The organism is Vannielia sp. (genome assembly GCF_029212645.1).
Lineage (GTDB): Bacteria > Pseudomonadota > Alphaproteobacteria > Rhodobacterales > Rhodobacteraceae > Vannielia.
The window spans coordinates 19,609-30,432 of record NZ_JARGND010000012.1; the positions used below are offsets into that span (position 1 = coordinate 19,609).

Annotated in this window: 11 protein-coding genes; 3 read left to right on the top strand and 8 right to left on the bottom strand. The window is 61.1% G+C overall.

The features are described from left to right. From P1U55_RS05795 to P1U55_RS05825, 7 genes are all read right to left on the bottom strand, one after another. On the bottom strand, positions 1 to 698 hold a 698-nt coding region (locus tag P1U55_RS05795; RefSeq protein ID WP_301046582.1), incomplete at its 3' end, for a 1-acyl-sn-glycerol-3-phosphate acyltransferase. A gap of 26 nt (positions 699 to 724) precedes the next feature. Further along, complete coding sequence (locus P1U55_RS05800) at positions 725 to 994, bottom strand: HPr family phosphocarrier protein (RefSeq protein ID WP_301046583.1); 270 nt, start codon at positions 992 to 994, stop codon at positions 725 to 727. A gap of 11 nt (positions 995 to 1,005) precedes the next feature. Then, positions 1,006 to 1,398 carry a PTS fructose transporter subunit IIA gene (locus tag P1U55_RS05805; protein WP_301046584.1) on the bottom strand — a complete coding sequence of 131 codons (393 nt, stop codon included), beginning with the start codon at positions 1,396 to 1,398 and terminating at the stop codon, positions 1,006 to 1,008. After that, on the bottom strand, positions 1,395 to 2,384 hold the full coding sequence (gene rapZ / locus P1U55_RS05810) for an RNase adapter RapZ (protein ID WP_301046585.1): 990 nt from the start codon (positions 2,382 to 2,384) through the stop codon (positions 1,395 to 1,397). The genes P1U55_RS05805 and rapZ overlap by 4 nt, the downstream gene beginning before the upstream one ends. Next, positions 2,384 to 2,812 carry an HPr kinase/phosphorylase gene (locus P1U55_RS05815; RefSeq protein WP_301046586.1) on the bottom strand — a complete coding sequence of 143 codons (429 nt, stop codon included), beginning with the start codon at positions 2,810 to 2,812 and terminating at the stop codon, positions 2,384 to 2,386. Before P1U55_RS05815 ends, rapZ begins: the two co-directional genes overlap by 1 nt. A gap of 50 nt (positions 2,813 to 2,862) precedes the next feature. Further along, positions 2,863 to 4,554, bottom strand: a complete 1,692-nt coding sequence (locus P1U55_RS05820; protein WP_301046587.1) for a sensor histidine kinase — start codon at positions 4,552 to 4,554, stop codon at positions 2,863 to 2,865. Between the two features lie 29 nt (positions 4,555 to 4,583). Next, a complete protein-coding gene (locus P1U55_RS05825; protein ID WP_301046588.1) occupies positions 4,584 to 5,285 on the bottom strand; it encodes a response regulator transcription factor in 702 nt (233 codons plus the stop codon). A 377-nt stretch (positions 5,286 to 5,662) separates the two neighbouring features. On the opposite strand from P1U55_RS05825, the gene P1U55_RS05830 reads away from it, so the two are divergent. After that, positions 5,663 to 7,261 carry a phosphoenolpyruvate carboxykinase gene (locus P1U55_RS05830; RefSeq protein ID WP_301046589.1) on the top strand — a complete coding sequence of 533 codons (1,599 nt, stop codon included), beginning with the start codon at positions 5,663 to 5,665 and terminating at the stop codon, positions 7,259 to 7,261. Between the two features lie 125 nt (positions 7,262 to 7,386). Beyond that, positions 7,387 to 7,968 carry a DUF3859 domain-containing protein gene (locus P1U55_RS05835; protein ID WP_301046590.1) on the top strand — a complete coding sequence of 194 codons (582 nt, stop codon included), beginning with the start codon at positions 7,387 to 7,389 and terminating at the stop codon, positions 7,966 to 7,968. 113 nt (positions 7,969 to 8,081) lie between these two features. Here the strand turns inward: P1U55_RS05835 and P1U55_RS05840 are convergent, their stop codons facing one another. Beyond that, positions 8,082 to 8,852 (bottom strand): sulfite exporter TauE/SafE family protein, encoded by a 771-nt coding sequence (locus P1U55_RS05840; RefSeq protein ID WP_301046591.1) that lies wholly within the window; start codon positions 8,850 to 8,852, stop codon positions 8,082 to 8,084. Positions 8,853 to 9,025: 173 nt separating this feature from the next. Between P1U55_RS05840 and P1U55_RS05845 the strand changes: the two genes are divergently transcribed. Further along, positions 9,026 to 10,708: an acyl-CoA dehydrogenase family protein gene (locus P1U55_RS05845; RefSeq protein ID WP_301046592.1), complete on the top strand. Its 1,683-nt coding sequence runs from the start codon at positions 9,026 to 9,028 to the stop codon at positions 10,706 to 10,708. Positions 10,709 to 10,824 lie beyond the last annotated feature (116 nt).

Here is a 10,824-nt window from a genome sequence, read left to right on the forward strand (position 1 = left end):
TTCGCCTTGGAGCGCAGGATCATCTTGGCCGTGAAGGCGTGCCAGTCCTTTTCGATCGCGGGGCCAAACCAGTCTTTCGCTGCGGCAACCTCGCCCGCGGGGAAAAGCACCACGCAGCCGCCCTCTGAAAGATGATCCATCGCCTTTTTGCGCATCTCAAGGTTCAACTGCAACGCGTTCGGCTCGTGCTGGAAGGGCACGGGGATCATGAAATCATCAATCTCGGCCACACCGGTGAGCAGCGAGCGCGTGAGGATCTTGTAATCGGTGCGCTGGCGGCCAATCAGCTCCGCAAGCACCATGCCATCAACCAGCCCGTGCGGGTGGTTGGCGACAATCACCAGCGGGCCTTCGGTGGGGATATTCTTAATCTGCTCGGCCGGGGTTTGCAGCTCGATCCCCATGGCACCCAGCGCTTGCGACCAGAAACCCTGCCCAAACGGCACGCCCATCGCCTCAAACTGGCGGATGCGGCGCAACAGATGCATCTTGGCTGTCATCCATTCCATCACGCGGATCGCGTTCGCGTGGAACGGGTTGGTGAAGGTATTGGCGTAGCTCAGGCGGCGGCGATCATAGGGTTCTTCCTGCAAGGCGGCCTGTTTGGGCTGCGCAATGGAGACATGCGCCGACAGGTCATCGCCCGCTTGACGGCGGCGACGCATGTTCATCGTCTTGGGTTGGTAGCTTTCGACCAAGCGGCCCGGCCTCCCCTTGCACCGTTTCAGATCCCTTCGCCAAACTTGTCGGCGACCAGTTCTGCCAAGGCGGCCCCAAGTTTGTCGGCTTCGGCACCGCGTGTTTCGACTTCAATAAAGGTTCCCTTTGACGCTGCCAACATCAAAAGCCCCATTATACTGTCGCCGCCAGTGCTCAAACCGTCTTTTGACACCTCCGCCTCTGCATCAAAGCTCTCGACACATTCCACGAACTTGGCCGAGGCGCGGGCATGCAGCCCTTTTTCATTCACGATTTCCAAGCGTTGCACTGCCATCAATAGCCCCTCTAGCCCTGCCCACCGTCATAGCTGTTTATATATTTGCGGCCAGCGGCCATGGCGGTTTCAACGGCATCAGATATCCCGAGATGGCGGGATTTCGCGAGTTTGACCAGCATCGGCAGGTTGGCACCGTAGAGAATCTTGCGATTTGCGGCCCGGCAGGCCAGCAAGGCGAGGTTGGAAGGGGAGCCGCCGAACATATCGGTGACCACGACAACGCCATCGCCCTCGTCCACATCATCGGCGGCAACGCATATCTCTGATTGTTTGCGGGTGCGGTCGCAATCAGGGGCAATGGCGATCGCCTGAATGCCAGCCTGCTTGCCCACGACATGCTCAACGGCGGCGAGATATTCTGTCGCCAGCCCACCATGCGCAACGATGATAATTCCGATCAAACCTGTTTCCCCGGATTGGCGGTTGGCAAATCGGCCTTCGTTTCGGCCGCCGCTGCCTGCACCCCTGCCCGCCTTTCGATCTCCCGATGCCGAATAGACACGCGCCACCCGGCCCCTGCAAGCTCTTTCCCCAGGCTTTCCGCAAGGGTCACGGAGCGATGCTTGCCGCCGGTGCAGCCAAAACCGATCGAGAGATGAGACTTTCCCTCTTCTAGAAAGGCCGGGAGGAGCATTTCGACAAGGCCACGCACGCGCTCGTGAAACTCCGCGAAGCGCGGGTCATCGGCCACATAGCCGGCCACAGCCGCGGTGCGGCCATCAAGCGGGCGCAGGCTGGGCTCCCAGTGCGGATTGCGCAGGAAGCGGCAATCAAACACCATATCAAGGCCTTGCGGCAGCCCGCGCTTATAGGAAAAGCTCTGCACCGAGAGGCCAAGGCGCACGGTGGCCTCAAGCGAGTAAAGGTTTGAGATTTTGTCCCGCAGGTCGTGGATCGAGCTGTCGGATGTGTCGATCAGCACATCGGCGCGCTCGCGAATGTCTGACATCAGGTCAAAATCGCGTGCGATGCCGATTTCCGGGCTTTCATCGGGGGCCAGAGGGTGGCGTCGGCGGGTTTCACTATAGCGCCGCAGCAGCACCTCGGGCGCGCAATCAAGGTAAAGCACTTCCTGGGCAATGTCGGGGCGCGCCTCCAGCTGATCGACCAGATCAAGGAAGCGGCGCGGATCAAACTCGCGATTGCGGGCATCTACCCCAAGCGCCAGCGCACCCCCACTGGCGCTGCCTTCCAGCAGGCGCGGGATGAGCGAGAGCGGAAGGTTATCAATGGTTTCGTACCCCAGATCTTCCAGCACCTTCACTGTCGAACTGCGCCCTGCCCCGGCCGGGCCAGTCACCAACACCAACCGCAGCACCGCGCCGCCCTGAATGGGCAGGCCGTCGAGGCTGGTGGAAAGATCTGGTTGGTCAGGGTTTGCGGGCATCACGGATCAAGCATTTGCAGTTGCAGCATCAGGGCTGCGGCAAAATGGCCATCTCCGGCGCGATGAAGCAAGGGGAGTTTGCACCCCAGCAATAAAATTTCGCGTGGCGGGGGCAGGCGGTCACGTTCCTCGCGGCCCATATCAACCACAAGATGTATCCGGGCGCGGCGGGTGTGCGGCACGGTCAGGATGCCAACGCCCCGGCACTCAAGCTGCCCTTCAAAGCCGGGGCGCGGCGCGGCGAAAAGGCCCTGTGGCTCGTGGCTCATCTGCAAGCGATCATCGCCCACCAGCAAACCACCGCGAGACACAAGCTCTGCCGCCATCGCCGATTTGCCCGCGCCCGAAGGCCCGATCATCAGCACGCCGCGCCCCTCAAGGGTGACGGCACTGCCATGAAAGAACGGATCAGATGTGGCGGCGGTCATGGGCGGGCTGCCTTTGCGCTAAGGTAACCGGGGCGGGCGCCAAGCGCGGATCAGACGGGCAGACCTACCACGAAACGGGCGCCCAGCGGCTCAGAGGTGATGTCGGTATCGGTTGGGCGGATGTTTTCGGCCCAGATCACCCCACCATGCGCCTCGACGATCTGCTTGGAGATCGCAAGGCCAAGGCCGGAGTGATCGCCAAACTGGCCTTCCGGACGCTCCGAATAGAAGCGGTTGAACACTTTGTTGAGCGCCTGTTCGGGGATGCCGGGGCCGGTATCCTCAACCACCACCAGCACACGATCTTCCCGGCGGCGCACCCAGACGCGCACGGCATCGCCTTCTTCACAAAACGACATGGCATTGGTGATGAGGTTCACAAAAACCTGCGCCAGGCGTTCCTCAAGCCCGGTGATGCGAATCGGCTGGCTCGGCACATCAGAGATAAACTCAACGCCTTTGCGCTGCGCCTCTTCGCCCAGATATGTGGTGATATTGCCGATCAGTTTCAGCAGATCAAAGGCTTCTTCCTCTTCCTTCACCAGCTCGCTGTCCAGCCGGGAGGCGTTGGAAATATCGCTGACCAGCCGGTCAAGGCGGCGCACGTCATGGTCGATCACATCAAGCAGCTTTTCGCGATGTTCTGGCTTTTTGACCATCCGCAGCGAGCCAACCGCAGAGCGCAGGGAAGCAAGCGGGTTCTTGATTTCGTGGCTGACATCGGCGGCGAATTGTTCGTTGGCTTCAATCCGGTCGTAAAGCGCGGTGACCATGCCGCGCAGCGCCCCCGAGAGCCGCCCGATTTCATCGGGGCGGCCGGTCAGATCGGGGATGCGCACGCGATTGGGCCGCATCGAGCGGGCGTTCTTCTCGCGGCCGATTTCGGCGGCGGAGGCAAGATCGGCGATGGGGTTGGCGATGGTGGAGGCAAGCAGCAGCGACAGGCCAACGGAGACGAGGATGGCGATGACGAACATTTGCAGGATCTGCTCACGTTCAGAGCGCACAAGCGTGTCGATCTCACCCCGCGCCGAGGTGATCGCCACCACGCCAACCACCTGATTTCCTGCAACAATCGGCGTGGCGACCGAGAAGATCGTGCCGCCCTTTGCATCAGAGCCGGTTTTTACCGTGGTTTTACCGTTCGCCGCCTCGCTCACCAGAGCACGGGCCAGCCCTTCGGGATCAACATCGGGGAAATCGGCGGGTTGCGAGGAAAAGATAGAAGACATCCCATCCCAGATCGCATTGAGGACATCGGTGATAACAGTGCGGCGTTCGTTGCTGGCGGGGGTGACGGCCCCTTCCCCTTCAAGCCCCAGAGTGGAGCCGAGCAGGGTGTCGGCGCCGCCAAACACAAAAACCTCAACGCCCGAGTTCAGATCAAGGCCGTCGACCACGGCTTGAGCATCCAGGCCAGAGGCGCCAAGTTCCACCGGGATGTCACCGATCTGCGCTTCAAACACGTCTGCGATAAGCTGTGCCTCGGCCACAAGCCCGGCCTCGCGTTGCATGGCGAGGCTGTCGCGGAACGGGTTGAGGTAAAACACCCCCGCGACAAGGATGAGCAGCCCCAACAGGTTGAAGGTGATGATCTTGCGCGCCAAAGGGGAGCGATTGAGCGTCAGAAAGCCCCGCCGCGCCCGCTTTTCACGGATGTCGCTATCGAAGTCCTGGGGGCTTTCCCAGTCTTCCCCGAGGACGACATCCTCTTCATATGTGTTTTGACCGGTATCCCGCACTGGGGAACCCTCCGCGCCGCGCCGCAGCCTCACTCTTCGTTGTAACGATAGCCGATGCCATAGAGCGTTTCGATGGCGGCAAATTCATCATCAGCGGTGCGCATCTTCTTGCGCAGGCGTTTGATGTGGCTGTCGATCGTGCGGTCATCCACATAGACCTGATCGTCATAGGCCACATCCATAAGCTGATCGCGGCTTTTCACGAAGCCGGGGCGTTGCGCGAGCGCCTGAAGCAGCAAAAACTCGGTCACGGTGAGCGACACATCCTTGCCGCGCCAGCTAACGGCATGGCGCAGCGGGTCCATCACCAGATCGCCGCGCACCATCACCTGGCTCGCCTCGGCCTCGGTTGGGCCATCGCCACCGATCACCTCCTGGCGGCGCAGCAGGGCGCGGATGCGCTCGACCAGCAGGCGCTGGGAGAACGGCTTTTTCACATAGTCGTCCGCCCCCATGCGCAGGCCAAGCACCTCGTCGATCTCATCGTCTTTTGAGGTGAGGAAGATCACCGGCATGGTGCTTTTGGTGCGCAGACGCTGAAGCAGGTCCATCCCGTCCATCCGCGGCATCTTGATATCGAGCACGGCCATGTCGGGGAGCTTCTTGTTGAAGGCGTCCAGCGCGGACTGGCCATCATTGTAGGTTTCAACCTCGAAGCCTTCGGCCTCAAGCGTCATGGAAACCGAAGTCAGGATATTCCTGTCATCGTCGACGAGAGCAATTCTCGACATGCCTGTATTCCTTATTTTTGTGCTGCTCAAAGCTATGTTTTGCCGTCAACATCCCGAATCGGGCCTTTGGAATCAACAACTAACTGCGAATCGCCTGTATCCTGGGGCCTATTTGAACCGCAAAAGTGAGAACGAATGGCTAATTTGCATCACTTGTGATGTCTCGACTGCATCACAACTGTGGAGCACTCGTGCGGCTCGGCCGATGTTTGCGTTAAACTGACGCTGGTTGCGCTAACGCGGCAAAAGCGGCGGTTCCAATACAGATTTGGCGTGCTATAGGGGCCACAGTTCCCCTGGGTCGGGGGAAATGTTCTGACCGTTCGTTACCGTCAGAACATGACAGAAAAACGACGGTTTCAGGAGCCGAGAACCAGATGAGCATTGGACGCGTCAACCCCGCAAAGCGCTTGGAAGATCAAGGTATCACGGGGCTCGGGAACGTCTATTACAACTTGATGGAACCGGCGATCGTAGAGCAGGCCATCAAGCGTGATGAAGGCGAGCTCGGCAAAGGGGGCGCCTTCTTGTGCACCACCGGCAAGTTCACCGGGCGTTCGCCCAAGGACAAGCATGTTGTCCGCAGCGCCACCACCGAAAGCACCATCTGGTGGGAAAACAACGCCGAAATGTCGCCCGAGGGCTTTGATGCGCTCTATGCAGACATGCTGGAGCACATGAAGGGGCGCGATTATTTCGTGCAGGACCTCTTTGGCGGGGCTGACCCGGCCCAGCGCCTTGATGTTCGCATGGTGACCGAGCTTGCATGGCACTCGCTGTTCATCCGCCACATGCTGCGCCGCCCCGAGCGCGACGAGCTGGAGAGCTTTGAACCTGAGTTCACCATCATCAACTGCCCCAGCTTCAAGGCCGACCCGGCCAAGCATGACTGCCGCTCTGATACGGTGATCGCGCTGAATTTCGACAAGAAGCTCATCCTGATCGGCGGCACCGAATACGCCGGCGAAAACAAGAAATCTGTGTTCACGCTGATGAACTACCTGCTGCCGGAAAAAGGCATCATGCCGATGCACTGCTCGGCCAACCACGCCACCGGCAACCCGGTGGATGCGGCGGTGTTCTTTGGCCTCTCGGGCACCGGCAAAACCACCCTCTCGGCAGACCCTGACCGCACGCTCATTGGCGACGATGAGCATGGCTGGTCGGATCGCGGCACCTTCAACTTCGAGGGCGGTTGCTACGCCAAAACGATCAACCTCAGCCCCAAGGCCGAGCCGGAAATCTACGCAACGACCGAGATGTTTGGCACCGTGATCGAGAACATGGTGTACGATCCCGAGACCAAGGACCTGGATTTCGAGGATGACAGCCTGACCGCCAACATGCGTTGCGCCTACCCGCTGCACTACATCTCCAACGCCTCCGAAACCGCGCTTGGCGGCCACCCCAAGAATATCATCATGCTGACCTGTGATGCCTTTGGTGTGCTGCCGCCGATTGCCCGGCTCACCCCGGCGCAGGCGATGTATCACTTCCTCTCGGGCTTCACCTCCAAGGTGGCGGGCACCGAGCGTGGCGTGACCGAGCCGGAGCCAACCTTCTCCACCTGCTTTGGGGCGCCCTTCATGCCGCGCCGCCCCGAGGTTTATGGCAACCTGCTGCGCGAAAAGATCGACAGCTACGGCGCCACCTGCTGGCTGGTGAACACCGGCTGGACCGGCGGTGCCTATGGCACCGGCAGCCGGATGCCGATCAAGGCCACCCGCGCCCTGCTCACTGCCGCGCTGGACGGGTCACTGCATGATGCGACCTTCCGCAAGGACGAGAACTTTGGCTTCCAGGTGCCGGTCAACGTGCACAATGTGGACAGCGGGCTGCTTGATCCGCGCTCCACATGGGGCGACACGGACGCCTATGATGCGCAGGCCGCGAAGTTGGTTGAGATGTTCGCCGAGAACTTCGCGCAGTATGATCCTTACATTGACGATGATGTGAAGGCCGTCGCCATCGGCTGATAGCGTTGACGATCTGCAAGATTTACGCCCCGGTTTCGCGCCGGGGCGTTTTTTGTTGGCGGGCGTGGCGGTTGCATGGGGCGCTGAGGCGCGTAACCTGCGCCTATCCGGGCGGGAGGTTGAGCATGCGGATTTTGTTGGGTGCGGTATTGGCGGTGGTGGCCCTGGTGGCTCCCTTGGCCGCGCAGGAAACATCGAGCGACATTCAGGTCAACCAAGCGCTGATCGCCGAGATCACCGTGGGGCTGAACTGCAAGGTAGAGATCGTCGGCTCACGTGAAGCGCCGGGCACCGAACGCGGCTCGGTCGATGTGTTTGACAAGGCGCCAGAGCTTTCGCCGCTGGGCACCGTGGTGCCCGCCCTGCCCGGCCTTGGCTTTGGGGTTCGGGCCCGCGCCGCTGATGGGCTCACGATTGCGGGCGCAACCTTCCGGGTGATCCACCCGCCCTTCACCGAGTCTGGCACCACCGAGCAAAGCTGGAGCGCCAACTACACCGACGATGGCTTCTCGACCCATCTTTACCGCTTTGATTACCCGCACGAGATGGTCACCGGCACATGGGTGATGGAGGCCACCCACGCGGGCGCGGTGCTGTATCGGGTGAATTTCACCGTGATCCCGGCAAAGGATTTCCCCGGTGCCGAAACCCTGTGTGACCCGGCCAGCCTGTTGAGCGGCGATCTTGCGGGGCCGCCACGCGGGTAGCCGCCACGCCTAGAGCATGTTGCTCAAAAGGGAGAACCGGTTTTGAGCTTCTCGAACATGCGAAATCAATAAGTTAGAGCGTGTCGCGTGAATTCGAATGAACGCGACACGCTCTAGCCCATCACCCCCCGGCGGATCAGGTTAAGCCCCGCGATCATCAGCACCGCCAGCGTGACCTTTCGGAAGGTTTGTTGATCAATCCGGTCATGGATGCGAAAGCCAAACCACATGCCAATCAGCGCGGGCGGCAGCAAAACAACGGAGAACCACATGCTTTCGCTGTTGAACACGCCAGAGCGCAGATGCCCCAAAAGCAGCATTACCGAGCCAAGCCCATAGATCACCCCCTGCACAACGATCTGGCGCGCCTTGGGCGTATCAATCGCCACCAGATACAGCACTGTCGGCGGCCCCCATGTGCCCGCCAGCCCGCCAATCGCCCCCGAAATGAAACCGGCCACCACCGAGGCCAACGGGCGGCGGTGCGGCGGTATGGAAACGCGCAAGCCCGCCAGCTGGATCGCGCACAGCACCGTCACCGGCACCCCAAGCACCAGATACATCGTTCTCGATGTGATCAACGAAACAAGCTGCGCCGAGATCAGGATCATCACGCACACGATAAGGGTATAGACCCAGTAATCGCGCAGCGCCGCAATCACCTCGGTAATGCCGCAGCGGGCGGCTTGCAGCGCGTTCGAGATCACGATGGGCAGGATGATCCCGGCGATCACCAGCTTTGGCTCGATCAGCAGGCTCATCCCCGAAATCATGATGAGCGGCATCGCAAAACCCACAGCCCCCTTCACCACGCCGCCAAAGAACGTGATGGCAACGGCAAAAACCAGAAGGCCGGGAGAAAGGAGCTGGGTGAGCACGTCCATGCTGCCTCTTATCGCGTGGCACCGGGGGCTGCACGCCCAATCAGGCCGCCCGATCAGGCGAAAAATCGGCCACGACATTATTATACCCCCGCGCCACTCACGGCGAAATTAAGTTGCGCTGCACCTGCAAAATGCGTATCCCCGGCACGACCCCGACTCCAAGGAGACCCCCCATGCCGCATGATGGACAGGACCTGACGATGACAAGCCCGCTGCTCCCCGATCTGACCCGCCTCACCAAGGCCGCCGTGGCCCCCGCCAAGGCGCTTCTGGACACCGCAAAAGCCACGCTGAAGGCCGATCTTTCGGTGGATGGCCGGGTCACGGGCGCAGCGGTTGACGAAAACCAGACAGCAGCGCATGGGCTGGCGTGGCTGGCCACCTATGTGCAGGCGCTGGAGCAGATGCAGGCCTGGGCCGAGCGGCTGGAAGGCGATGGCAAATTCGGCGAGGTCGAGCAGCTGATCCACCAGATCGCATTTGGCGAGTATCTGGCGCAGATCGCGGGCGGCATCCCGATGAGCCAGGGCGAAATGCTGCGGGTGCAGGATATGGGGCTTGGCGCCGATGCGATCGCCAGTTTCACCACGCCCGAAGTCGCTACCCTCACTGCAAGCGGCAACAGCCAGAACGCACGGATGCGGCTGGTGACGCTGATGCAGGAGCAATCGGCCAATATCACCGTCGGCGCGAGCGGGCTGGACGATGAGCTGGAAATGATCCGCGAGCAGTTCCGCCGCTTTGCTGTAGAGCGGGTTGAGCCGCACGCCCATGAGTGGCACCTCAAGGATGAGCTGATCCCGATGGAGATCATCGAGGAACTGGCCGAGCTGGGCGTTTTTGGCCTCACCATCCCCGAAGAGTTTGGCGGGTTTGGCCTGTCGAAAGCCTCGATGGTTGTGGTCTCCGAAGAACTGTCGCGCGGCTACATTGGCGTTGGCTCCCTTGGCACCCGCTCCGAGATCGCCGCCGAGCTGATCCTTTGCGGCGGCACCCAGGCGCAAAAGGAAAGCTGGCTGCCCCGGATCGCCAGCGCCGAAATCCTGCCAACGGCGGTGTTTACCGAGCCGAACACCGGCTCCGACCTTGGCAGCCTGCGCACCCGCGCCGTGAAGGACGGCGACACCTACTCAGTGACCGGCAACAAGACCTGGATCACCCATGCCGCCCGCACCCATGTGATGACGCTGCTCGCCCGCACCGACGCAAACACAGACGGTTACAAAGGCCTGTCGATGTTCCTTGCGGAAAAGAAACCGGGCACCAATGAGGCCCCCTTCCCCACCGAGGGAATGACAGGCGGCGAGATCGAGGTGCTGGGCTACCGCGGCATGAAGGAATACGAGCTCGGCTTTGATAACTTCAAGGTGAAAGCCGAAAACCTGCTGGGCGGCGAAGAAGGCAAGGGCTTCAAGCAGCTCATGGAAACCTTCGAAAGTGCCCGCATTCAAACGGCGGCGCGGGCCATCGGCGTGGCGCAATCAGCGCTCGATATCTCGATGAAATACGCGCAAGACCGCAAGCAATTTGACAAGAGCCTGATCGAATTTCCCCGCGTCGCCTCCAAGCTGGCGATGATGGCGGTTGAAATCATGGTTGCACGGCAGCTCGCCTATTTCTCAGCCTGGGAAAAGGACAATGGCGTGCGCTGCGATGTGGAGGCCGGCATGGCCAAGCTCCTCGGCGCGCGCGTGGCCTGGGCGGCGGCAGACAACGGGCTGCAAATCCACGGTGGCAACGGCTTTGCACTGGAATATACCATCAGCCGGGTGTTGTGCGATGCGCGTATCCTCAACATCTTTGAAGGCGCGGCTGAAATTCAGGCGCAGGTCATCGCGCGGCGTCTTCTGGCCTGACGGCCCGGCGGCGGGCCATTGGCTTACCCATAGGGCGGTGCAAACATGCGCGCAGGGCGGGTGCCAGTGTCGAGAGATCAACACGCAGCAGCGCCCTGCTGCACCCCCGTGCAGGC

Bases quoted from the DNA above. Each gene is read 5' to 3' on its own strand.
- P1U55_RS05845 (WP_301046592.1), top strand. From the start codon at position 9,026: ATGCCGCATGATGGACAGGACCTGACGATGACAAGCCCGCTGCTCCCC.
- P1U55_RS05840 (WP_301046591.1), bottom strand. From the start codon at position 8,852: ATGGACGTGCTCACCCAGCTCCTTTCTCCCGGCCTTCTGGTTTTTGCC.
- rapZ (WP_301046585.1), bottom strand. From the start codon at position 2,384: ATGCCCGCAAACCCTGACCAACCAGATCTTTCCACCAGCCTCGACGGC.
- P1U55_RS05835 (WP_301046590.1), top strand. From the start codon at position 7,387: ATGCGGATTTTGTTGGGTGCGGTATTGGCGGTGGTGGCCCTGGTGGCT.
- P1U55_RS05800 (WP_301046583.1), bottom strand. From the start codon at position 994: ATGGCAGTGCAACGCTTGGAAATCGTGAATGAAAAAGGGCTGCATGCC.
- P1U55_RS05825 (WP_301046588.1), bottom strand. From the start codon at position 5,285: ATGTCGAGAATTGCTCTCGTCGACGATGACAGGAATATCCTGACTTCG.
- P1U55_RS05815 (WP_301046586.1), bottom strand. From the start codon at position 2,812: ATGACCGCCGCCACATCTGATCCGTTCTTTCATGGCAGTGCCGTCACC.
- P1U55_RS05830 (WP_301046589.1), top strand. From the start codon at position 5,663: ATGAGCATTGGACGCGTCAACCCCGCAAAGCGCTTGGAAGATCAAGGT.